Annotated in this window: 26 protein-coding genes; 13 read left to right on the top strand and 13 right to left on the bottom strand. The window is 69.7% G+C overall.

The window, feature by feature from the left end; genetic code table 11:
- The first annotated feature begins 450 nt into the window (after nucleotides 1-450).
- The gene (locus ASG69_RS04340) at nucleotides 451-879 is read left to right on the top strand and encodes a VOC family protein (RefSeq protein WP_027507307.1); all 429 of its coding nucleotides are present in this window, start codon (nucleotides 451-453) and stop codon (nucleotides 877-879) included.
- Here ASG69_RS04340 and ASG69_RS04345 read toward each other — a convergent pair whose 3' ends face one another.
- Entirely contained in the window at nucleotides 880-1,638 is a 759-nt protein-coding gene (locus ASG69_RS04345) for a lysophospholipid acyltransferase family protein (protein ID WP_027507308.1), read from the bottom strand.
- Nucleotides 1,639-1,699: 61 nt separating this feature from the next.
- Complete coding sequence (locus ASG69_RS04350; protein ID WP_056440714.1) at nucleotides 1,700-2,713, bottom strand: NADP-dependent oxidoreductase; 1,014 nt, start codon at nucleotides 2,711-2,713, stop codon at nucleotides 1,700-1,702.
- Between the two features lie 67 nt (nucleotides 2,714-2,780).
- Between ASG69_RS04350 and ASG69_RS04355 the strand changes: the two genes are divergently transcribed.
- Complete coding sequence (locus ASG69_RS04355; RefSeq protein ID WP_056440719.1) at nucleotides 2,781-3,344, top strand: TetR/AcrR family transcriptional regulator; 564 nt, start codon at nucleotides 2,781-2,783, stop codon at nucleotides 3,342-3,344.
- Between the two features lie 63 nt (nucleotides 3,345-3,407).
- On the top strand, nucleotides 3,408-3,803 hold the full coding sequence (locus tag ASG69_RS04360) for a hypothetical protein (RefSeq protein WP_235578851.1): 396 nt from the start codon (nucleotides 3,408-3,410) through the stop codon (nucleotides 3,801-3,803).
- A 115-nt stretch (nucleotides 3,804-3,918) separates the two neighbouring features.
- Here the strand turns inward: ASG69_RS04360 and serS are convergent, their stop codons facing one another.
- Both serS and ASG69_RS04370 read right to left on the bottom strand, forming a co-directional pair.
- Complete coding sequence (gene serS / locus ASG69_RS04365; protein WP_056440724.1) at nucleotides 3,919-5,181, bottom strand: serine--tRNA ligase; 1,263 nt, start codon at nucleotides 5,179-5,181, stop codon at nucleotides 3,919-3,921.
- Nucleotides 5,182-5,209: 28 nt separating this feature from the next.
- Nucleotides 5,210-5,620 (bottom strand): ankyrin repeat domain-containing protein, encoded by a 411-nt coding sequence (locus ASG69_RS04370; RefSeq protein ID WP_027507313.1) that lies wholly within the window; start codon nucleotides 5,618-5,620, stop codon nucleotides 5,210-5,212.
- 35 nt (nucleotides 5,621-5,655) lie between these two features.
- Between ASG69_RS04370 and ASG69_RS04375 the strand changes: the two genes are divergently transcribed.
- The 5 genes from ASG69_RS04375 (at nucleotide 5,656) to ASG69_RS04395 (ending at nucleotide 9,623) form a co-directional block, all read left to right on the top strand.
- Nucleotides 5,656-6,876, top strand: coding sequence for a septum formation family protein (locus ASG69_RS04375; RefSeq protein ID WP_081821501.1), 1,221 nt, complete (start codon nucleotides 5,656-5,658; stop codon nucleotides 6,874-6,876).
- A gap of 13 nt (nucleotides 6,877-6,889) precedes the next feature.
- Entirely contained in the window at nucleotides 6,890-7,222 is a 333-nt protein-coding gene (locus ASG69_RS04380; RefSeq protein ID WP_081821502.1) for a metallopeptidase family protein, read from the top strand.
- Nucleotides 7,223-7,306: 84 nt separating this feature from the next.
- Nucleotides 7,307-7,618 (top strand): PE domain-containing protein, encoded by a 312-nt coding sequence (locus tag ASG69_RS04385; protein WP_027507316.1) that lies wholly within the window; start codon nucleotides 7,307-7,309, stop codon nucleotides 7,616-7,618.
- On the top strand, nucleotides 7,615-8,796 hold the full coding sequence (locus ASG69_RS04390; RefSeq protein ID WP_056440729.1) for a PPE domain-containing protein: 1,182 nt from the start codon (nucleotides 7,615-7,617) through the stop codon (nucleotides 8,794-8,796). Before ASG69_RS04385 ends, ASG69_RS04390 begins: the two co-directional genes overlap by 4 nt.
- The gene (locus ASG69_RS04395; protein WP_056440731.1) at nucleotides 8,793-9,623 is read left to right on the top strand and encodes an ESX secretion-associated protein EspG; all 831 of its coding nucleotides are present in this window, start codon (nucleotides 8,793-8,795) and stop codon (nucleotides 9,621-9,623) included. The genes ASG69_RS04390 and ASG69_RS04395 overlap by 4 nt, the downstream gene beginning before the upstream one ends.
- On the opposite strand, the gene ASG69_RS04400 is transcribed toward ASG69_RS04395, so the two are convergent.
- The 3 genes from ASG69_RS04400 to ASG69_RS04410 are packed head-to-tail and all read right to left on the bottom strand — an operon-like array spanning nucleotide 9,566 to nucleotide 11,839.
- Complete coding sequence (locus tag ASG69_RS04400) at nucleotides 9,566-10,228, bottom strand: histidine phosphatase family protein (protein WP_056440734.1); 663 nt, start codon at nucleotides 10,226-10,228, stop codon at nucleotides 9,566-9,568. The two genes, ASG69_RS04395 and ASG69_RS04400, sit on opposite strands and share 58 nt — an antisense overlap.
- Entirely contained in the window at nucleotides 10,225-11,142 is a 918-nt protein-coding gene (gene pheA, locus ASG69_RS04405) for a prephenate dehydratase (protein ID WP_268788538.1), read from the bottom strand. Before pheA ends, ASG69_RS04400 begins: the two co-directional genes overlap by 4 nt.
- 1 nt (nucleotide 11,143) lies before the next feature.
- The gene (locus ASG69_RS04410) at nucleotides 11,144-11,839 is read right to left on the bottom strand and encodes a hypothetical protein (RefSeq protein ID WP_056440738.1); all 696 of its coding nucleotides are present in this window, start codon (nucleotides 11,837-11,839) and stop codon (nucleotides 11,144-11,146) included.
- An 88-nt stretch (nucleotides 11,840-11,927) separates the two neighbouring features.
- Between ASG69_RS04410 and ASG69_RS04415 the strand changes: the two genes are divergently transcribed.
- The 4 genes from ASG69_RS04415 to ASG69_RS04430 all read left to right on the top strand — a co-directional run bounded on the left by ASG69_RS04415 (nucleotide 11,928) and on the right by ASG69_RS04430 (nucleotide 15,465).
- Nucleotides 11,928-12,704: a DUF2470 domain-containing protein gene (locus ASG69_RS04415; RefSeq protein WP_027507320.1), complete on the top strand. Its 777-nt coding sequence runs from the start codon at nucleotides 11,928-11,930 to the stop codon at nucleotides 12,702-12,704.
- A 30-nt stretch (nucleotides 12,705-12,734) separates the two neighbouring features.
- Nucleotides 12,735-13,517 carry a CPBP family intramembrane glutamic endopeptidase gene (locus ASG69_RS04420; RefSeq protein ID WP_051613717.1) on the top strand — a complete coding sequence of 261 codons (783 nt, stop codon included), beginning with the start codon at nucleotides 12,735-12,737 and terminating at the stop codon, nucleotides 13,515-13,517.
- A 403-nt stretch (nucleotides 13,518-13,920) separates the two neighbouring features.
- Entirely contained in the window at nucleotides 13,921-14,829 is a 909-nt protein-coding gene (locus ASG69_RS04425) for an LCP family protein (protein WP_442971092.1), read from the top strand.
- 42 nt (nucleotides 14,830-14,871) lie between these two features.
- Nucleotides 14,872-15,465: a ferritin gene (locus ASG69_RS04430; RefSeq protein WP_082544257.1), complete on the top strand. Its 594-nt coding sequence runs from the start codon at nucleotides 14,872-14,874 to the stop codon at nucleotides 15,463-15,465.
- A 3-nt stretch (nucleotides 15,466-15,468) separates the two neighbouring features.
- Here ASG69_RS04430 and ASG69_RS04435 read toward each other — a convergent pair whose 3' ends face one another.
- From ASG69_RS04435 to ASG69_RS04455, 5 genes are read right to left on the bottom strand one after another with little or no spacing between them, the layout of a single operon-like run.
- Nucleotides 15,469-16,380, bottom strand: a complete 912-nt coding sequence (locus ASG69_RS04435) for a DUF5926 family protein (RefSeq protein WP_056440741.1) — start codon at nucleotides 16,378-16,380, stop codon at nucleotides 15,469-15,471.
- 11 nt (nucleotides 16,381-16,391) lie between these two features.
- A complete protein-coding gene (locus tag ASG69_RS04440; protein ID WP_056440745.1) occupies nucleotides 16,392-17,174 on the bottom strand; it encodes a glycerophosphodiester phosphodiesterase family protein in 783 nt (260 codons plus the stop codon).
- On the bottom strand, nucleotides 17,171-18,190 hold the full coding sequence (locus ASG69_RS04445) for a DUF4328 domain-containing protein (RefSeq protein ID WP_056440747.1): 1,020 nt from the start codon (nucleotides 18,188-18,190) through the stop codon (nucleotides 17,171-17,173). The genes ASG69_RS04440 and ASG69_RS04445 overlap by 4 nt, the downstream gene beginning before the upstream one ends.
- A gap of 4 nt (nucleotides 18,191-18,194) precedes the next feature.
- Entirely contained in the window at nucleotides 18,195-18,536 is a 342-nt protein-coding gene (locus ASG69_RS04450) for a rhodanese-like domain-containing protein (RefSeq protein ID WP_056440750.1), read from the bottom strand.
- 43 nt (nucleotides 18,537-18,579) lie between these two features.
- Nucleotides 18,580-19,032 (bottom strand): hypothetical protein, encoded by a 453-nt coding sequence (locus ASG69_RS04455; RefSeq protein WP_056440753.1) that lies wholly within the window; start codon nucleotides 19,030-19,032, stop codon nucleotides 18,580-18,582.
- A 176-nt stretch (nucleotides 19,033-19,208) separates the two neighbouring features.
- Here ASG69_RS04455 and ASG69_RS04460 point away from each other — a divergent pair, with 176 nt between their 5' ends.
- On the top strand, nucleotides 19,209-20,135 hold the full coding sequence (locus ASG69_RS04460; protein ID WP_056440756.1) for an LLM class F420-dependent oxidoreductase: 927 nt from the start codon (nucleotides 19,209-19,211) through the stop codon (nucleotides 20,133-20,135).
- On the opposite strand, the gene ASG69_RS04465 is transcribed toward ASG69_RS04460, so the two are convergent.
- Nucleotides 20,123-21,313, bottom strand: coding sequence for an acyltransferase family protein (locus tag ASG69_RS04465; protein WP_082544258.1), 1,191 nt, complete (start codon nucleotides 21,311-21,313; stop codon nucleotides 20,123-20,125). The two genes, ASG69_RS04460 and ASG69_RS04465, sit on opposite strands and share 13 nt — an antisense overlap.
- Nucleotides 21,314-21,320 lie beyond the last annotated feature (7 nt).

Genomic DNA, 21,320 nt, shown 5'->3' on the forward strand with positions numbered 1-21,320 from the left:
GGCACTGACATTCATCGACACACTGTTGAGTTCTCAAAGAACACGCACACACCACCACCACCCGCACGAAGCAGGAGGATCCGGGGCAACCGTTCCAGCCTAACCACACCGCAACACCCGAGTCAAACACCAGGCACCACGTAGATCAGGAAGTTGGACTGTACGCTCAGCCTACACGAGGTGCAGCCGAACCTTTCCTGTCCGATCGGCCATGCGACTCCGTCCCACCTCGTTCTCCCAGCCCCGTAAGGCTTTCGGTCGGTGTCCGTGTCGCTCTGACTCGAAGAAAGTTACGTGAGTGATTCGCGAGATGCAAATCGCCTGCTCACGGCGTGTCGAACAGTGCGAGAGGCCGGCACATCGCTCTCATGCACGGCCACGAATACCTCCAGAGTGCGCCCGAGCCGGCCCGATGGTCGTGTCGGCAGGCGTACCGGAACGGAGTATTTCGTGCCTATCGCAGCAGTCGACTACAACCATGTGCGACTCACTGTCAGTGACATCGCGACCTCGCGGAAGTTCTACGACGACGTCTTCGGTTTCGAGGTGGCCTTCGAGCTCCCGCCGAACCCGGACGAGGCAACGAAGGAAGCGCTGGGGTTCCTCTTCGGCGGAGTCATCTACAAGTTCGGCGGCGGGCTGCTCGGTCTGCGCCCCGTGGCTCCGGGTGACGACACGTTCGCCGAGGACCGCGCCGGCCTGGACCATCTCAGCTTCAGTGTCGCGTCGTTGCAGGATCTGCACGACGCCGCCGCACTGCTGGACACCCTGGGCATCGAGCACGAGCCGGTGAAGGATCTCGGTGACGCCGGCATGGCGATCCTCGAGTTCCGGGATCCCGACAACATCGCCCTGGAGATCGCCGGTCCCAACAGCTAGTCAGTCCGAGGCGCGCTTGCGCTCGTCTCGCGCTGCCATCCGAGCCTCGAGGTCGACGGCATCCAACTTGTCGGCTTCCTCGAGGGTCGGGGCCGTCCCCCCGAGACGGGCCGGTACCCAGTACTCGCCGGCGGGATGGTGATAGTTCTTCTGCACGTCGGCGAGCATGGTCTGCATCGTCGATCGCAGGTGGGCGGTGAGGTCACCGGCCGACATGGTCGGCGCGATCGGCTCTCCCACCGCGATGGAGATCGGGGTCTTCGTGCGTCCGAGCTTTTTCGGGAACCCCTTGGTCCACACACGCTGCGCGCCCCAGATGACCACCGGGATCACGGGGACCCCGGCCTCGATCGCCATCCGGGCCGCGCCCGACTTGAACTCCTTGATCTCGAAGCTGCGACTGATCGTGGCTTCGGGATAGACCCCCACCAGTTCGCCTCGCGACAACGCGTCGACCGCAGCCCGGTAGGACTCCGCGCCGGCGGCGCGGTCGACCGCGATGTGCTTGAGAGAGCGCATGATCGGCCCCGACTTGGGGTTGTCGAACACTTCCTTCTTCGCCATGAACCGGATGTACCGCTTGTGCTTCCGCGCAGGCAGGCCGGCGTAGGTGAAGTCCAGGTAGCCCGTGTGGTTGATGGCGATCACGGCGCCACCCCGAGCGGGGATGTTCTCCGCGCCCTCGACGTCGAACTTCAGCCCCTGCGCCGCGAAGACGGTGCGAGCGATTCCGATGACAGTGCGATAGACGGGGTCCACACGGTGCAGCGTAGCGGCTCGTCGCCGCCCCCGAGAGGGGCTCGTCCGGTAGGGCACTCCGTCAGCGGGAGTTGCCCACCGCCACGACCATCTTCCCGGTGTTCTCCCCGCGCAGCATCCCCAGGAACGCCTCCACCGTGTTCTCGATGCCGTGCACGACCGTCTCGTCGAAGGTCACGCGACCCTCGGAGAGCCACGTCCCCATGTCCTCCGCGAACTGGGGGAACCGGTGCAGGTAGTTGCCGACCGTGAATCCCTGCAGGGTGAGACCGCGGGTCACGATGTTCGACATGTTGTCCGGCCCCGGCGTCGTTCCCACAGTGTTGTAGGCGGATATCGCTCCGCACAGTGCGGTCCTGCCACCGTCGTTGAACGCGTCGAGCGCCGCTTCGAGGTGGTCGCCGCCGACGTTGTCGAAGTACACGTCGATGCCGTCCGGGGCTGCCTCACGCAGTTGGTCGCGCACAGGAGCCTGCTTGTAGTCGAAGGCCGCGTCGAACCCGTACTTGCTGGTGAGCAAGTCCACCTTCTCCGGTGATCCCGCAGAACCGACGACGCGTCCCGCGCCGAGGATCCGTGCGATCTGCCCGACCGCGCTGCCGACGGCGCCCGCTGCACCGGACACGAACAGCGTGTCGCCCTCCTGCAGGCGCGCCACGTCCTGCAGTCCGACGTAGGCGGTGAGTGCGGTCATGCCGAGGATGCCGAGGTAGGCCGAGGTGGGGACACCGTCGATCTCGCGCACCACGCGGAACTGCGACGCTTCGGCCTGCGCGACGTCGCGCCACCCGAGCTGGTGCACCACGACGCTGCCCACGGGATGCTCGTCCGAACGGCTCTCGACGACCCGGCCCACGGCGCCACCCGTCATGGTCTCGTTCAGTGCGAAGGGCGGCACGTAGGACCGCACGTCGTTCATGCGCCCTCGCATGTACGGGTCGACGGACAGGAAGTCGTTGGCGACGCGCACCTGGCCGTCGCCGAGTTCGGGCAACTCCGTCTCCACGGTGCGGAAGTTCTCCTCGGTGGGCCATCCGGTGGGACGGGAGACCAACTGGATCTGGGTGCTCTTCACGAAATACTCCTTTTGTGGATCGTTCGGTACAGTAAATACCGTACGCCTCACCGACGAAAGGTGACAGATGGGTAGGAGAGCGACGTTCGATGCGGCGCAGGTCGTCACTGATGCGCGGGATGTGTTCTGGCACAGAGGCTTCGATGGCGCTTCTCTGCCCGAACTCGAGGCGGCGACCGGGCTGTCCCGGTCCAGCATCTATCACGCGTTCACCAGCAAGCGCGGCCTGTTCGACGCAGCGGTGCAGGACTATCTCGACACGGTGGTGGCACCGCGGCTCGCCCTGTTGCGTACCGACGACGGTCTGGACGCGTACTTCGCGTCGATGGACGTCGAACTCGAGAACCTCGATGCCGAAGCACCACGTCGCGGCTGTCTTCTGGTCAACACTGCTGCGGGATCCGCCGCGCACGACGACACCCTCGCCGCCGTCGTCGACGCCTACCGTCGGCGACTCACCGATGCGGTCACCGACGCCCTGGTGAACCGGGGTGACGACGATCCCGAGAATCGGGCTCGCATTCTGGTGACGATGAGCTCGGGCGCACTTCTGCAGGCACGCGTCGACCGGGACGAGGCACGCGCAATCATCGCCTCGGCACGGAAGTTGGCGCGGTCCTGGGAATCATGAGCCGACGCGGACATCGGTACCGTCGAGGAAGTGGATATCGATCGGTGGCGTAGCCGACTCCCCGTGACCAGAGCATCGGACGGTGAGCTCGTGGGGTGGACCGTCTCCGACCTGGCTCGCGACGACGGCGAACTCGTGGACGCCGTCAACCCTGTCGGCCACGTGATCGCCGAAGACGTGCAGCTCGAGGCGGCAATCGACGTTCTCGAAGCGCGCGGGCTGAGCTCGCTGTCCGTGCCCTACTGGGCGCGTGCGCCGTTACCGCTTGTCAGCGAGCTGGATCTCCGGCGTGCGACACCGGAATGGCAGTGGCGTCGGATGGTCATGACGCAGTTGGACGACACCAAGGTCTGGATCCGCCCCGCCTACCCGTCGTATCCGGAGCGGATGGTGGAACTCGCCGTCCCGCTGCCGGCGGACGACGTCCTGGTCACCGAACCGCCGACACGGGACGAGTAGCAACCCCGCATTGCTGATTCTCGGCCTCACAGATGCACGTGAGCGCACCCGATCGATCGGAAACCTGCGACACGGCAGATCCAGTCACGATCGGGTGCGTTCACGTGCAGTACGGCTATGAGGTCGGCGGGCGCAGCACATCGGTCCCGATGAACGGGACGAGTGCCTCGGGAATGCGAACGCTGCCATCGGGCTGCTGGTGGTTCTCTAGGATCGCGGAGATCCACCGCGTCGTGGCCAGGGTCCCGTTGAGCGTCGCCGCCGTCTGCGGCTTCCCGTTCTCGTCGCGGTAACGAACACCGAGTCGACGCGCCTGGAACGTGGTGCAGTTCGAGGTGGACGTGAGTTCACGGTAGGTGTTCTGCGTGGGAAGCCATGCCTCGCAGTCGAACTTGCGCGCAGCCGACGATCCCAGGTCGCCGCCGGCGGTGTCGATGACGCGGTACGGCAACTCGACCGCGGCGAGCATCTCCTTCTCCCAGCCGAGGAGCCGCTGGTGTTCCGCGTCCGCGTCCTCGGGACGGGTGTAGACGAACATCTCCACCTTGTCGAACTGGTGGACACGGATGATGCCGCGGGTGTCCTTGCCGTAGCTGCCGGCCTCGCGGCGGAAGCACGACGACCATCCCGCATAGCGCTTCGGGCCGCCGTTCAGATCGAGGATCTCGCCCGAGTGGTAGCCGGCGAGGGGCACCTCCGACGTGCCGACGAGGTAGAGGTCGTCGTCGTCCAAGTGGTAGATCTCCGACGAGTGCGCGCCCAGGAAGCCGGTCCCGGCCATGATCTCCGGCCGCACGAGCACCGGTGGGATGACCATCGTGAACCCGTTCGACACTGCCTTCTGGGCAGCGAGCTGCAGCAGACCGAGCTGCAGCAGTGCGCCGTAACCGGTCAGGAAGTAGAACCGAGCGCCCGACACCTTGGCGCCGCGCTCCATGTCGATGATCCCGAGAGCCTCGCCGAGCTCGAGGTGGTCCTTCGGATTCTCGATGGTCGGGATCTCACCGATCGTCTCGAGGGTGACGAAGTCGTCCTCGCCGCCGGCCGGCGCGCCCTCCTGCACGATGTTGGAGATCGCACGGTGTGCGGTGTCGAGAGCCGCGTCGGCGGCATTCTGCTCGGCCTCCGCCTCCTTCACCCGTGCGGCGAGCGCGGACGCCGTCGCGAGAAGTTGCGGGCGCTCGTCGGGAGTGGCCTTACCGATCTTCTTACCGAACGCCTTGTGTTCAGCACGGAGGTTGTCGGCAGCCGACACGGCGGCCCGGCGCGCGGTGTCCGCCTCGAGCAACGCATCCACCAGGGACGGATCCTCGCCACGGGTGCGCTGCGACTGACGGACGGCGTCGGGGTCCTCGCGGACAACTCTGAGGTCGATCACGGGACGTCAGCCTACTGGGGCGATGTGGTCACCCTCGTCCGAGGACGTCCAGGTAGTCCTCTCGGCCGAACATGCGCGCGGCGTCGACCGCGGTCGGATGCCCCGCATCGGCGTCGGCTCCGGCGTCGACCAGTGCCCGGACGACCTCGTCCTCCCCCTTGAACACGGCACCGGCGAGCGGGGTCTGCCCCTTGTCGTTCGCGCGGTTCACGTCGGCTCCGCGGTGCGCGAGGGCCACGACGCTCTCGGCGTGACCGTGATAGGCCGCCAGCATCACCAGGGTGTCCCCGGATCCGTTCGTCAGATCCACGGGCACGCCCGCGTCGACGTACGCGGTGAGTGCGGCGGTGTCGCCGCTGCGTGCCATGTCGAACACGCGCGTCGCGAGGTCCTCGATCCCGGCCTCGAGCCCGGTGTCCTCGGTATCAGCACCACTCATACCGTCCGAACCTACCGGCAGGCATGATGGAGCCGATGTCTCCGAAGCCCGAAGATCCCACCCCGAGCCCGTCCGGCGAGGACGGCCCGGTGGTCGACGACGCCCCGACGTCCGAGATCGCGACACCCGACGCGTCCACATCCGACACGTCCGCGCCCGACGCGGTGGTACCCGAGGCATCGACGGCCGACGAGACCGACACCGCGACGGACGAGAAGAGTGGTCCCCGCACCGTCCAGGCCTCGAACGCCCGTCGGCTGCTCGCCCTGGTCGCGATCGGCGCCATCGGAGCCGCCGCCGTCACCATCGGTGTGTCCGGTGGGTTCGACCGGAGCGAGAAGCTCGCCACACCGTCCACGGCAGGAACCGTCGGAACCGCGTCGACGACGTCCTTCGGCTCGTCCGACGCGGGCGACTGCCTGCAGTGGACCCCCACCGACGACCCCGACACCGACCGCCAGGACCTCGCCGAGGTGAGTTGCGCGGAGCCGCACCGCTTCGAGGTCGCCGAGACGGTGGACCTCGGGGTGTACCCGGTCGCCGAGTTCGCGACGGGATCGCCGTATCCCGACGCGGCCCGCTTCGCCTCCCTGCGCGACGAACACTGTGAGACCGCGGTGCAGGACTACACCGGGGGCCGCTTCGACCCCACGGGCAAGTACTCGGTCGGCCTCATGTTCCCCAGCCAGGCCGGGTGGGCCGCGGGCGAGCGCGCGATCCGGTGCGGCATCCAACAGACCGGCGCGACCAGCGCGCTGCAGGTGATGACCGGCAGCGTCGCCGACCAGGACCAGTCGATGGTCTGGGAGACCGGTAGTTGCGTCGGCGTCGAGTCGGGCGTGCCGACAGACCCGATCGACTGCACCGCTCCGCACGCCTTCGAGGTGGTGTCGGTGGTGGATCTCGCCGCGCAGTTTCCCGGCGGACTACCGTCCGTCGAGGACCAGGACCGCTATCTCGAACCCACGTGCACCCAGGCGTCGGACGCCTACCTGGGCGGTCCGGACGTTCTCCGGGAGAAGACGTTGACGCTGTTCTGGGACAACGTCGACGCCTCGAGCTGGTTGGCGGGCAGCAAGAAGGTGAGCTGCTCCATCGGCAAGGAGGTCGAGTCGGGCGGGTTCGCGTCCATCGTCGGCTCGGCGAAGGGCGACATCACCATCGACGGCGCCGCGCCGGTTCCGCCGCCTCCCGTTCCGGACGGCCGCAGCCTGCCGATCCCGCTCCCCGGAGCGTCTCCCCTGCCCGGTGCGTGACGTGTCGGTCAGCATGTCCGAAGCGGAGTTCGAGAACGCGGTCGGCGATGCGCTGGACACTCTCCCGGACGAGCTGGCCGCATACATGAACAACGTCGTCGTGCTGGTCGAGGACGAGCACCCGACCGAGGATCTCCTGGGTCTGTACGAGGGCGTCGCTCTGACCGAACGGTTCGAGTACAGCGGGCACCTGCCGGACGTCATCACGATCTACCGACTGCCGATCCTCGACATCGCCCGTGACGAGGACGACGCGCGCCGCGAGATCGCGGTGACCGTCGCTCACGAGATCGGGCACCACTTCGGCATCGACGACGATCGCCTGCACGAACTCGGCTTCGGCTGAGCTCCGTTCTCCACCCGCGGAACCGATTCCCGCCGTCGCGCGTCCAAGTCTCGAGATCCGACCGGACGCTCGAACGGAGACCCCATGCCCGGCCACGTACTCGTCGATCCCGAGGCGCTGCTCGCGGCCGCGTCGGAACTCGATGCCGCGGCGATGCGCCTGGCATCGTCTCTCGCCTCCGCGTCCGTCGCGCTCCGTCCTCCTCCCGCGGGCAGCGACGAGGTGTCCGCGCTGGCTGCACGCTACTTCTGGTCGACCGCGCAGTCTCTCGACACCTCGACGTCCGCGGCGGTGACCGAGCTCCGCGAGACGGCGGCTGCCCTGCGAGTCCAGGCGGCGGCCTACCGCGAGGTCGACGCGTCGTTCTCCACGGCCCTGACCGCGGGCACCGCGTGACGGCCGGGCCCACCGGGGTGTTCTGGCTCCCGCGTACCGCGGCGGTGAACTCGGCCGCACTGCTCGCGGGTGCCGGCCCCGCTCCGCTGGCCGCCGCCGGCACGGCGTGGGCCGCGGTGGCCACGGCACTCGCCGCGGCCACCGCGACGGTCAGCGGTGTCGCGTCCGCACTGGCAGCCACGTGGGACGGGGATGCCGCCGACGCCGCCGGAGCGGGGATGACGGCGTTCGCGACGTGGGGCACGGGAGCGGCGCAGCACGCCGCGGCCGTGTCCGCTCGGGCCGCCGCCCAGTCCGCGACGGTGGTGACCGCGCTCGCCGTCATGCCGACACTGCCGGAGATCGCCGCGGTGAAGGCCGGACGCACCACCGCGTACGCCACCGGCGGCGCCCTCACCGGCGCGGCGCAGGCTGCCGATGCCGCCGACGCCGCGCTCGATCTCCGCGCCGCCCTGGTCATGGAGGCGTACGAAGCGGCGACGGCGCCGCTCGCGCTCGTCGACGGTCTGCAGATGCCCCCGCAGATCACCACGGCGGTCACCGCGGCCACCTCCACGGTCATCTCTGCTGTCCCCGGTCACGGGCCGGTGCCGGGCGAGGCCGGGACACCGCCGTCGGACGACAGCGGATCCGACCGGCAGAAGCATGGATTCTCGGACGGGGCGGCGCACCAGGGTCACCGGTCGCCCCTCACCACGGACAGCATCGGACACGATCCCGCCGTCACGAGGGCGGCGTCGCTGATCCAGCAGATGCCCGCGCAGGCCGGGTCGACGCTGTCCTCCGTTCTGTCGTCGGCACCGCAGGCCGGTGCGGCACCGACGATCACCCACGCTGTGCCGCAGCAGGTTCCGATGGTCGCCACCGGGTGGGGTGGCGGCGGCGGGCGAGGTGGCAGCGGGCAGGGTGGCTCCGTGCACGCCGCCGGTGGCTCGTTCGCACGGACGCCGTCACCGTTCCTCGGTGCGGGCGTCGGATCGGACACGGCGGTGTCAGCGGGACAGGACGCGTCCGCGTCCGGCGCCGCGCACGCCCGGTCGCCGTTCGGCGCGGGACTTCCCATGGGTCACAGCAGGCTCGGCTCCGACGAGGTCGTGCACGCCCGCAGGACACCTGCCGTCGTCGAGGAGGAGGCGGGAGTTCCGGTCGTGCCCGCCGTCATCGGGGCGCGGCGATGAGCGCGGCGCCGGTGCTGGGCGGGGACGTCCCGCTCGAGGGTTCGCTCACGCTCGACACGGACGAACTGACGTACCTCCTGGGGGCGATCGGGAGACATTCTCTCCCTGCCGTTCTCGGATGGCACCCGGCCGGCGCGACCGTCGCCGATCGCGCGACCGTGCTCGCGAGTGCCGCCCGACGCCTCGCCGATCGACTCCTGGTCGCGGCCGACGGCCGCCCGCACCGTGCCCTGGCCGCGATGCTCCGCGCGGCGGCGGCGCCTCGCTGGAGTGTCGACGTCCGCATCGTCGGCCACTCCACCGGAATCGAGAACCGGCGAGGATGTCTGTGCGGCAACGACATCGACGATCCGGTGTGGATGACCGCGAGCGAGGGATCGGTGACGATCACGCGGGTCGACACGGACGTGGCCGCCCTGATCGCGGCCTGGCTCGGCGACGCCGCAGGAGCGCCGATCGATCCGCTGACCGAGTACACCGACGTCCTCACGGCCGGTATCGAGGACGTCGTCCCGCACTGCACCCGCCACACCGAGATCGTCGGACTCCGACACGATCACGGTGTCACCACCACGGTCGACCCGTCGATCGCGGTGTACGACAGCGACTCCGGCCGTGTCGTCGCGACCACGGTCCAGGATCCGGCCGGACGATCGAGCACATCCGTGCGATCCGCGACACCGGTACGCACCGTCGGAGCACTCCGCTCGCTGATCACCTCGCTGGAACGGCGCTCGATACTCGACGACCACCTGGTCCGTGTGTCCGCTCAGCCCATCGGATCGTCGGGAGTGCGGCTGCCCTTCGTCTCGAACGGGGGCGTGTAGTCGCCCCAGCGCACGCAGTCCCAGGCCGAGACACCTTCGGCGGGAACCAGTTCGACGGTCCCCGTGTTGTCGAGATGGTTGTCGGCGGCGAAGTCGCGATCGATCCCGGACAGCACCGCGGCGACGAGCCGAATCGCAGCACCGTGACTCACCACGTGGACGGTGGCGGAATCGTCGCCGAGGTGGGTGGCGCGGAGCTCGTCCAGTACCGGCACGTAGCGGGCGAGCACGTCGGCGCCGGACTCGCCCCCGGGCAGGCGGGCATCGAGGTCACCGTCCAGCCAGGTGCGGTACACCGCGGTGAAGCGGGCGTGGTCCTCCTCGGCGCTGCGGTCCTCGAGGTCGCCGACGAACGTCTCCTGCAGACCGTCGCGCACCGTCAGCGGCGTACCGGTCGCGTCGGCCAGGTACTGCGCGGTCTGACGTGCGCGGACGGCGATGGACGACACCACGGCGGCCGGGGTCCGCGTCACCGTCCGGGCGTACTCCCGCGCCTGTCGGTGTCCGAGCTCGGTCAGCTCCGCGCCGGGCGGCAGAGTGTCGAGACGACGAGCGACGTTCGAGTGGGTCTGACCGTGCCGCACCAGGACGAGTCGGCCGCTCACCGATCTCCCCGTCGCAACGCGTCCAACCAGTCCCGGCCGCGGTCGTCGGTGGGGCGAGGACCGCCGGCGGCGACGTGCGCGCTGGGCCAGGAGCCGAGGAACCGCACGTCGGTGCGCGAGTGCAGGACCCGCAGGGCGTCCGCCACCGCGACGTCGTCGATGTGGCCGACGCAGTCGATGTAGAAGCGGTAGGTGCCCAGATGGGTACGGAGAGGGCGAGACTCGATGAACGTCAGATCGATGTCGCGCGTGCTGAACTCGGCCAGCGCGGACACCAACGTGCCGGGCCTGTTGGCGGGAGTGAGCACCACGGCAGTGCGATCCGCCCCCGTGGGCGCAGGCGGCGGGCACGGGCGCGTGACGTACACGAAGCGGGTCCGTGCGTTCTCCACGTCGGCCACGCCGTCGGCCAGTACGTCGAGTCCGTGCCGTCGGCCCGCCAGACCGGTGGACACCGCGGCGTCGGCGAGTCCGGCCGCGACGTCCTCGGCCGCACCGGCATTGGACGACGCGAACTCCACCTGAGCATCGGGCATGGTGGCGGCGATCCACTGCTGGACCTGGGCGGCGGCGTGGGGGTAGGCCCGGATCGTGCGGACGTCCGCCATGGCGGTGCCCGGACGAGCGACGATGGTGAAGGCCACGTCGAGTTCGGTCTCCGCGAGGATCTGCAGCCGGTCCCCGATCGCGAGCGCGTCGAGGGTGGGCGGGACCGAGCCCTGCACCGAATTCTCGATGGGCACCACGGCGCCGTCGGCCGCACCGGAGCGCACCAGTTCGAGGGTGGCGGGCGGGCTCGACGCACTGACGCGCTCGACGGGAGCGCCGAACGCCCCGTCCGCCTCGAGCTTCCCCAGGGCCATCTCGGTGAACGTTCCCGAGGGTCCGAAGTAGGCGATGCGCACCCCGGTCACGCTACGCGTCCCCCGCCGCGTCGCCGGTGATCTCGTCGATACGACGGCGAAGTTCGTGTGCGATGTTCCCGGCGTTCGGCACCAGGACACCGAGAAGGACCTCTCGGGTCGCGGCCGCGGCGTCGGGATGAAGGGCCACCAGCGCGGCCAGATCCGGGGAGCGGAGCGCGCTGCGGACGTCGTCGCCGCGCAGTGCGGCCACCGTTCCGGCGAGCACGGCGAGCACCGAGGACGTGTCGGTCGCGACGGCGAAGAACCCGTGTTCTGCGTGCGCGACGACCGCGAGGAAGTCGGCGACCCTATCCTCGGACCACCCCGCGTCCAGGCCGGGATGCCGACCGGCCCGATCGACGAGCGCCGTCGTCTCCACGACGTCGCCGTCCGGACAGAGCACGACGACGGACGAGCCCGGCGCGATCGCCACCGCGTCGCCCAGCTGCTCGGCGGTCGCCTCGACCACGTAGGCGCGCACCGAGGGCGGCTCGTCGGGCGGAGCCACGTCCAGTCGTACGAGGAACCGTTCGAGGGCGGCCGAGTCGTCCACCGCACTCAGCGGGACACAGGCCGTTCCGACGAGTGGGTGCGCTTCGAGGGCCTCCGCCGTCGCCACGTCGTCGACGGTCGCGACGAGCAGGTCGGCGAACAGGGCCTCGGGATCTCGCCGGGGGCGCACGCCCAAGGTCAGCATCGTGGGCACGCTCCGAGTCTAGTTCGACGTCTTGCGCACCGACGCGAGGGCTGGTTAGCTAACCCTTACCTAATTACTTCCACCCGAGGGGGCCGTCATGAACGGTGTCGTCACCACCACCGCGCCGTCCACCGCCGAGCGGGTGCGCAGCGTGTGTCTGCGTGCCGAGCACACCGTCCTGGCGGTGGAGGGCAGCGCACCCGTCGCCACGACCATGCACTTCCTGCGCTCGCCAGGCGAGATCGTCATGGTGGTGCCCGCGGACAGCACCGTGGGGGCCGTGTCCTTCCAGGCCGGCTCCGCGGGGATCCCCGCCGTGCTCGAACTGACCGACCACACTCCCCTGGACCTGCGCGAACCCGTGCGCTCGCTGGTCTGGCTCAGCGGTGAGCTGCGCCGCGTCCCGGACACCGCCGAGCGCGCGGTCGCCGCGGCGGTCGCCTCCCAGTACCCGCACGCCGGACTGCTCGACATCGGACACAGCGGCATCCTGCTGCGTCTGCTGCTCGAGTCCGTCGTCGTGGCCGATGCAACGGGGGCGGAGCCGGTGCCGGTGCGCGACCTCATGAACGCCGATCCCGATCCGTTCTGGGAGGTCGAGGGAGGCTGGCTGCAGCACCTCGACAGCGATCACTCGGACATGGTCGAGCAGATCGCGCGGCGACTCCCACCGTCGTTGCGCATCGGTCGCGCCCGGCCGCTGAGCATCGACCGCTACGGCGTCGGGATCCGGGTGGAGGGGCAGGGTCAGGACCACGATGTGCGGGTGCCGTTCGCGAACCCCGTGTCCGACGTGACCGAGCTCGGTCGCGCGCTGCGCGTGCTCGCCGGATGCCCGTTCATGAACGGCCTGCGGGCGCGCGACCACCACTGACCACGACCCTCGAGACGGGTCACGGGCACAATCGACCGGGTGCATCCGGAGAAGACACCCACCACCGAGTCGCCACGGTCGATCCGGATCGAGATCGTCGTCGTCCTGCTGTTCACGTTCGGGCTCAGCGGACTGTCGAGCATTCTCTCTCTCGTCGAGAGCGCGCTCGAGCAGGGCGCCCTGTCGGACCAGACCGTGGCGATCAACGTGCCGCAGTCGACTCTCGGACCGATCGACTTCCTCCGTCAACTGATCGGCGTCGTTCGGCTCTGCGCATGGGGGGCACTCGGTCTGTACCTGTTGTGGCGCAGCGGAATCGGGCCACGCGCCATCGGCTTCGCACGTCCCCGCCTGCGCCCGCACGTGCTGCACGGCGTGGGGCTCGCCGCGATCATCGGCATCCCGGGCCTGCTGTTCTACCTCGTCGCCGTCGCACTGGATCTCAACGTCACGGTGCTGCCGAGCACCTTGAACGACGTGTGGTGGCGCCCGATCACGCTGACGCTCTCCGCGGTGGCCAACTCGGTCGCCGAGGAGGTCCTGGTGGTGGCGTGGCTGATCTCGCGGCTGCGCGCCCTCGGGTGGACCGACAACCGATCGCTGCTCGCGTCGGCCGTGTTGCGCGGGAGCTACCACCTCTACCAGGGCTTCGGGGCCGGCGTCGGCAACCTCGTCATGGGTCTGATCTTCGGCCGGTACTTCCAGCGCACCGGTCGACTGTGGCCCCTCGTGATCGCCCACGCCCTCATCGACATCGTGGCGTTCGTGGGGTTCGCCGCCCTGCGGGATCACGTTTCGTGGCTGCCGGGCTGACAGGTCGGCCGGTTAGAGTCGCCGGATGAGCCAGCAACCTCCGTACGACCCGCGGCGGCGACCGCCACCCCCTCGCCGTCCGGGTCCGGAGGAACCGCCGGTGGTGCGGCGACGGGCGGGCAGCCCTCCGGGGTGGGCCGACCAGACCCGTGTGCAGCGGGGTCCTCAGCAGCCACCACCCCGGCAGGATCCGCGGGCGTGGTCGGCGGTTCCCCCGGCGCGGGACGCGCCACGGCGTGACGATCGGTACCGGGACGACCGGCGACCGTACGACGACGGGCGTGGGCCGGCCGATCGAGGCCGCGCCCCTGCTCCCGCCCCGGTTCCGCCGCGCCAGGTGCCGCCCGAGCCGACGCGTCGACGCAGGCGGCCACGATGGGGTCGCCGCATAGGCATCGCCCTGGTGGTGTTGCTCCTGCTCGTCGTCGGGGGCGCCGTCTGGGCGGACACGTCGCTGTCCCGAGTCGACGCGCTCGGGAACTACGAGGGTCGCCCGGCAGACACCCCGGGGACCAACTGGCTGCTCGTCGGATCGGACAGTCGTACCGGACTCACTCCCGAGCAGGAGGCCGAACTCGCGACCGGTGGGGACATCGGTGCCGGCCGGACCGACACGATCCTGCTGATCCACGTGCCGGCGAGCGGCCCGACCACGATGGTCAGCCTCCCGCGCGACTGGTACGTGCCGATTCCCGGCAACGGCACCGACAAACTCAACGCCTCGTTCTCCCTCGGCGGCGCGCCGCTGCTGGTGCAGACCGTGGAGGGTGTGACGGGCCTGCGCATCGATCACTACGCCGAGGTGGGCTTCGGCGGGTTCGCCGACATGGTCGACGCGATCGGCGGGGTGGACATCTGCGTGCCCTACGACATCGTCGACCCCCTGGCAGGAATCGACCTGCGTGCGGGCTGCCAGGAGCTCTCGGGTCCGCAGGCGCTCGGCTTCGTCCGCAGCCGCGCGACGGCGCTCGCCGACATCGATCGGATGAACAACCAACGACTCTTCCTGTCGTCGTTGCTCTCGAAGGCGACCAGCCCGACCACCTTCCTGAACCCGTTCCGGGCGGTGCCGCTGGTACGGGGGGTCGTGACGTCGCTGCAGGTCGACGACGGCGACCACATCTGGAATCTGGCCTCCCTCGGCTGGGCGCTGCGCGGGGAGATGGTCACCACCACCATTCCCGTCTCCGGGTTCGAGGACGTCGACGGCTCGGGCAACGTCCTGCTGTCCGACCGCGAGCGGGCGTCCCGGTTCTTCGAGCTCCTGGCCACCGATCAGCAGCTGCCCCCCGACCTCGTCGGCGGCGGATGACGCGTCCCGACGGACACGCTCGACCCAGTACCGTGTGTCGTCATGAGCCTCGACGACGTGTCCGCTGCCTCCGACGCCCGGGATTCCGGGGTGTTCCACGACAGGGAGTCCAGCGCGTTCCACCTTCTCCTCCGTGAACAGGTGCGACACGAGTTCACCGCCTCGCAGCAGTACATCGCGATCGCGGTCCACTTCGACGGGGCGGATCTGCCGCAGCTCGCCGCACGGTTCTACGCCCAGGCCGACGAGGAACGCGGCCACGCCATGATGATGATCCAGTACCTGCTGGACAACGACCTCGAGGTCCGGGTGCCCGGGGTCGACGACGTCGTGAACGCGTTCGGGTCGGTGCGCGAGCCGGTCGAGCTGGCGCTGCGGCAGGAGAAGAAGGTCACCGAGCAGATCACGACGCTGGCACGCACCGCCCGCGACACCGGCGACTACCTGGGCGAGCAGTTCATGCAGTGGTTCCTCGCCGAGCAGATCGAAGAGGTGGCGTCGATGACGACGCTGCTCACCATCGTCGACCGTGCCGGCGAGAACCTCTTCCACATCGAGGACTTCATCGCCCGCGAGATGACGAGCGAGTCCCGCGGCGGCGGCAACACGCCGAGGGCCGCCGGGGGACTCGCCTGATCGTCAGCGCAGGGTGACCTGGCGGCTGCGCAGGCCGTCACGGGCGCGCCGCTGCTCGGAGGTGAGCTCGCTGGTGTCGGCCAGCGTCTCGTCGAGCCTGCGGCCGAGAGCCGCTGTGCCCGTTGCCCATTCGTCGGGATGAACCTCGGGATCGAGGTCGAAGACGGGCACGAGCAGGCCGTGGGTACGGAACGAGCCGGCGAAGCGCGATCCCTCCCCCACATGCAGTTCACCCACCGACTGCAAGCGAGCCAGCGCGATCATCAACTGATCCTCGTCCTCGGGGCGGACCCAGCGGATGTGCGCCTTGTCGCCGGCGTCGACCCACCAGGCCGCGGACACACCGTCGGCCGTGATGCGGGCGGACGGGAGGATCGCACCGTTGGCGCGCTCGATGGTGGCGTCGACCTCCGGGTCCGCTCCCGCGCCCTCCGGGATCCACCACGAGAAGTCCTTGTGGACGGTGATGTCCAGGGGCGACGTCGCGTCCACGAGTTCCTTGAGTGCGGGCGTCTCGGCGGACGGGTTCGACGCCGCCGTCGAGGTTCCGGGCGTCGCCGAGGAGGCCCACACGACGGAGGCGGCGAGGTCGGCCGACAGATCCTCCGAGAAGGTCTGGACCTGCATCGCGACGAACGCGTTCTTCTGCTCGTCGTCACGCACGAGTGCGGCGACGGCACCGGGGAGCACGGTCGCGAGGGTGAAGGGACGGTCGCTTCCCGTCACCGGGAGGGATGCCGACGCGGAGGCGACGAACTCGCGCATCGCCACGATGTCGCACTCGAAGGCGAGGCCCTCGAACGGCCGCACCGGCGCGGACGACAGCGCCTCACGCTCGACTCTGCGCTGCTCCAGCAGCTCCGCGCGTCGACTGTCGGGCTTCGGTCCGCTGTTTCTCTTGCTCTTCTTACCCACGAGCGTCGAACCTACCGGGTGATGCTGTCGTCCAACCACGCGAGCGCCCGACCCGGATGATCGGTGGCGAGCCAGCGCACCCCGAGGTCGTGGCACAGATGCACGTCCTCCTCGGTGTTCACGGTCCAGCAGTACGTCGCTCGACCGGCCGCCGCGGCGTGATCGACCAGGTTCGGATGATCACGCAACGTCTTGATCGAGGGCCCGACCGCCGTGGCGCCCACCGTGGTCGCGGCGCCGCCGCCGATGTAGCGCGACGCGGTGCCGAGCAGCACGGTCGGCAGCATCGGAGCCGATCGCCGCACCCGCCACACCGCCGAGGGCGCGAACGACATCACGACGGCGCGGGACAGGGACGCCGACCCGGGTCGGCCGATGCCGAAGCGGTGCAGTTCCGCCAGCACGGCGTTCTCGATCAGGCCTCCGTAGCGCACCGGGTGCTTGGTCTCGATGAAGATCTTGGCGGGCTTCGCCTTCCACGCCAAGACCATGTCGATGAGGTCGCTCAGCAGCAGCACGTTCGCCGGATCGTCGGCTGTCCCGTAGTCGTGGCCGGACAGTGCCTCGTAGGTGAGGGCACTGACGATCCCGGTTCCCGACGACGTCCGGTCGATCCGTCGGTCGTGGACGCACACCACCCGGCCGTCGCGCGTGAGCCGCACGTCGCACTCGACGCCGTCGGCCCCCTCGCGCAGCGCCTGTTCGTACGCCACCAGTGTGTGTTCCGGCCGCGTTCCCGACGAGCCTCGATGCGCGACGACGAGGGGTGTGGCCTCGTGTGCGGAGTAGATCATCGGACGTCGGCGAGCTGGTCGGGTGCGGTGTCCTCCGGGGCCGGGGTCGTGTCGGACACGGGGGTGGTCGGCAGGACCGTCCATCGCGTGAGGGTGCGGGTGTCGCCGCGCACGGTGCGGCCGTCGGCTCGGCGGATCACGGTGAGCGTGAGGGCGGCCACCCCCGCGGCGACCAGGTCGGTGATCGCGGTGAGGACCACACCGTTCGCCTGCGCCTGGATGCCGTCGACGGTGCGCCACGCGACAGTTGCCGCGATCAGCAGCCAGTTGCCGACCCAGGCCGCCCACCACCACGGAACCAGGCGCTCGAGCCGGAGCCGGTGCTCGCTCGTGCGGGCCAGCTCCGTGAGGAAGACCCCGGGCAACAGCAGGGTGACGACCGGCAGCAGCGATCCGAGGTACAGGGTTCGCGTGCGCCGCGGATCGGTGAGTCCGTGACGGGCGTAGGCGCTCCGGCGCAACCGGACCACGCGGGCGACCGTCGCCACCGCGGCGACGAGACCGACTCCGAGGGACAGGAACGACAGGCACCACACGGCGGCGTCCGACAGTGCGAGGACCGCGGCGGGCATCAGTCGGTCGCGACTGACGAGCAGCACGACGTACCGGGCCAGCTCGGCGACAGCCGCCGCGACGAACAGGGCGCCGGTCGCCGTGAGCAGGGAGGTCGAGCGCCGGGCCAGCCGATCCGTGGCGCTCTCCGGCGCACTCGGGTGCGGGCGCGGCGCGATCGGCAGACCCCAGGTGGGCATGACGTCGTAACGGGGGGTGGGGGTCGGCACCCGGCGGACACGGCGCCGCGGCGCGGATCCGGGCGCGGTGGCCACCCAGCGGAAGTTACGACGGACGGCCATCGGCGACTGCCCGACCGGGGCAGTCGACTGCCCGACCGGCACCGGGGAGAGCAGGACCCCGTGGCAGACGGGACACCACTGCCGCGGCGACGGCCCCACGTCGATGCGCCGTGTGCAGCGCGCACAGATCTGGAACCAGGCCACCGGCCGAGGAGCGGTCACAGCGTCAGTACACGGTGGCCGGGCGACCGGCGTCGTCGACGACCGGGAGGCCGGCCTGCTGCCACGCCACCATGCCGCCGTCCACGTTCACCGCGTCGACTCCCGCGTGCTGCAGGTACTCGACGACGCGGGCCGAACGCCCACCCTGGCGGCACACCACGTAGAGGGTGCCGTCCACGCTGATGTCGGCCATCCGCGACGGGACGTCGCCCATCGGGACGTGCAGCGCGCCGGGAGCGTGCCCGGCGGTCCACTCGTCGTCCTCACGGACGTCGAGCAGGGAGGCGCTGGGACCGGGCTCCGGGACGTCGGAGACGGACACGGACGGTACGGATCCGAAGCTCACGCACTCGATCCTGTCACGCCCCTCGCCCCGGTGCCACCGTCGATCACCAGTCGTTCTCGAACCGCCCGCTCTCGAACCGTCGTGCGCCGCGGGCCACCACCCACGTGGTCCCCACCTTCGCCGCGGGCAGGGTGCCCGCCGCGATCTGCGCGAGCACGGCCTGTCGGGAGATCGCCCGCTCCGCCGCCACCTCGGACACCGACGACCACCCGTCGGTGGGCGGCAGTCCGGACACCGACTCGTGGTCTCGTGCCGAGCGGACGGACAGCGACACGAGGTCGCGACCACCGGCGAGATCTCGCAGCAGAGCCGAGGCGAGGGTGACGGCCTGCGGCAGGCCGTCTGCCGAGAGTGTGACCACCAGGCGCGCGCGGCCGAGATGGCTCCGGGTGAGGCGTCCGCGAAACGGCGCGACCGCCGAGGCCAGGGAGTCGATCTCCGCTGCGTGCAGGTCGTCGAGCGCGGCGGACAGTTCGGCCTCGGCGGTGAAGTCCATGGGGAGCAGTATTGTCGATCGGCATCTCCGACTTCCTACGGAGGTTGCTGATCGACAATCACCATCCCCATCATCCACAGAAACATCCACAGAAACGGGACTCGATCCCGTTTTCTCCGCGTGTGTCGCACCCACGGTCGCTCCCCGACTCCGGCACGCCCTTCTACTGTCGAACCATGGACCTCAGAATCTTCACCGAACCGCAGCAGGGCGCGACCTACGACGACCTGGTCCGCGTGGCGCGCGCCGCCGAGGACTTCGGGTACGACGCCTTCTTCCGCTCCGACCACTACCTGGCGATGAGCACGGACGGTCTCCCCGGACCCACGGACGCCTGGATCACCCTGGCCGGCATCGCCCGGGAGACCTCCACGATCCGCCTCGGCACCCTCGTCACCTCGGCCACCTTCCGGTACCCGGGTCCCCTGGCGATCTCGGTCGCGCAGGTCGACGCGATGAGCGCCGGCCGCGTCGAACTGGGGCTCGGAGCAGGCTGGTACGCAGAGGAGCACGCGGCGTACGCGATCCCGTTCCCGTCGGTGGGCACGCGCTTCGATCGCTTCGAGGAGACCCTCGCGATCGTCACCGGTCTGTGGGGCACTCCCGCGGGTGAGACGTTCTCGTACCAGGGCGACCACTTCACCGTGACCGACTCACCCGCTCTGCCGAAGCCGGTGCAGAGTCCGCCGCCCATCATCATCGGCGGCATGGGGAAGAAGCGGACGCCGGAACTCTCCGCGCGTCACGCGACGGAGTTCAATCTCGCGTTCGCGGACACCGACGCGACGGCGACACAGTTCGACCGGGTGCGCGCAGCGTGCTCCGACATCGGCCGTGATCCGTCGTCGATGACGTTCTCCAACGCGCTGGTGCTGTGCTGCGGCACCACCGAGGACGAGATCGCCCGCCGCGCCGCCGCGATCGGACGGGACGTGGAGGAGCTCCGGGCGAACGGCGCGGCAGGGACGCCTGCCGAGATCGTCGACAAGCTCGGAACGTACGCCGGGCTCGGATCGACCCGGTTCTACCTGCAGATGCTGGACCTGTCCGATCTCGACCACATCGAACTGGTCGCCGCCGAGGTGATGCGTCAGCTGGCCTGAGGGCCGGAGGTCGGGTCACTCGAGGTCGGCTCGTTCGCGGTCGGGGCAGGCGTCCGCGGATGCCCCGACCAGTGGCGGGCGATCCACCGTGCCGCCGGCGTCTCGACGTAGCGATACACCAGATCCGAGAGCACACCGGTGATCAGCGCGAAGACGAGCACCGCGACGGTCGCACCGAGATGCGGCTCGACGAGCGAGTAGATGCGGTAGAGCACCAGAGTGTGGACCAGGTAGATCGTGTAGCTCCGCGTCGCGAGCCAGTGGATCACGCGCGAGCGGCCGAACGCGGTGTCGGTGGGAGCCACCAGCACCACCGCGACGACGAGCACCAGCACCGTCCACAGGTGACCCTGCTGACCGACGTGGAAGGCGTCCACCGTCGTCGCGTACCGGATGACGGCGAACTGGGCGAGACCCGCGAGAAGAAGGGCCCGCCACGACGCGAGCCGGGCGAACGCGAGATACACGATCTGGCCCAGGAAGACGGTGGGCAACGTCGCCGCGACCTTGTCGACCATGGGGATCGTGTACTCGTACGGCACCAGATCGGTGTAGAGCAGGATCAGCCAGCACACGGCCGCACCGACGATCGGAACCAGCACGGGGCGGGACGCGAGCACCCGGCGCATGCTCACCGCGTACACGTAGAAGACCCCCTGGACCACGAGCGTCCAGGTGACCCCGAGGACCACGACCTCCGGGCGCACGAAGAAGCCGCCGAGCACGAAGCTCATGGCGGCCTCGGCGTTGCTGATGCCCACGGTCTGCGAGAACATCCCGTTCACCCCGAGGCGGACCAGCACGATCGCGGCGAGGACCGACAGCCAGAACACCGGGAGCAACCGCGCTGCCCGCCCCACGAGGAAGGCGCGCGGCGAGTTGCGGACGACGGACGCGGTCGCGACCAGTCCGGTGAGGATCATGAAGAACGCGACGCCCACGAACGAGAGATGGTGGTTCAGACCGCCGTGCTCGACGAACACGAGGGTGACGACGTCGATGAGCCACCACGGTGTTCCGAGATCATCGACCAGGAAGTACGAGATGTGCGAGTACACGACGGTCAGGACCGCCAGCGCACGCAGGATGTCGACTCCGCCGAACCGGATCCGCGGCGGATCGGCCGCCGTACGGACGGAGACCACCCCACCGTCCGAGTCGGGCGTCGAGGAGGTCATCACCCTC

Source organism: Rhodococcus sp. Leaf225, from assembly GCF_001426145.1.
GTDB lineage: Bacteria > Actinomycetota > Actinomycetes > Mycobacteriales > Mycobacteriaceae > Rhodococcoides.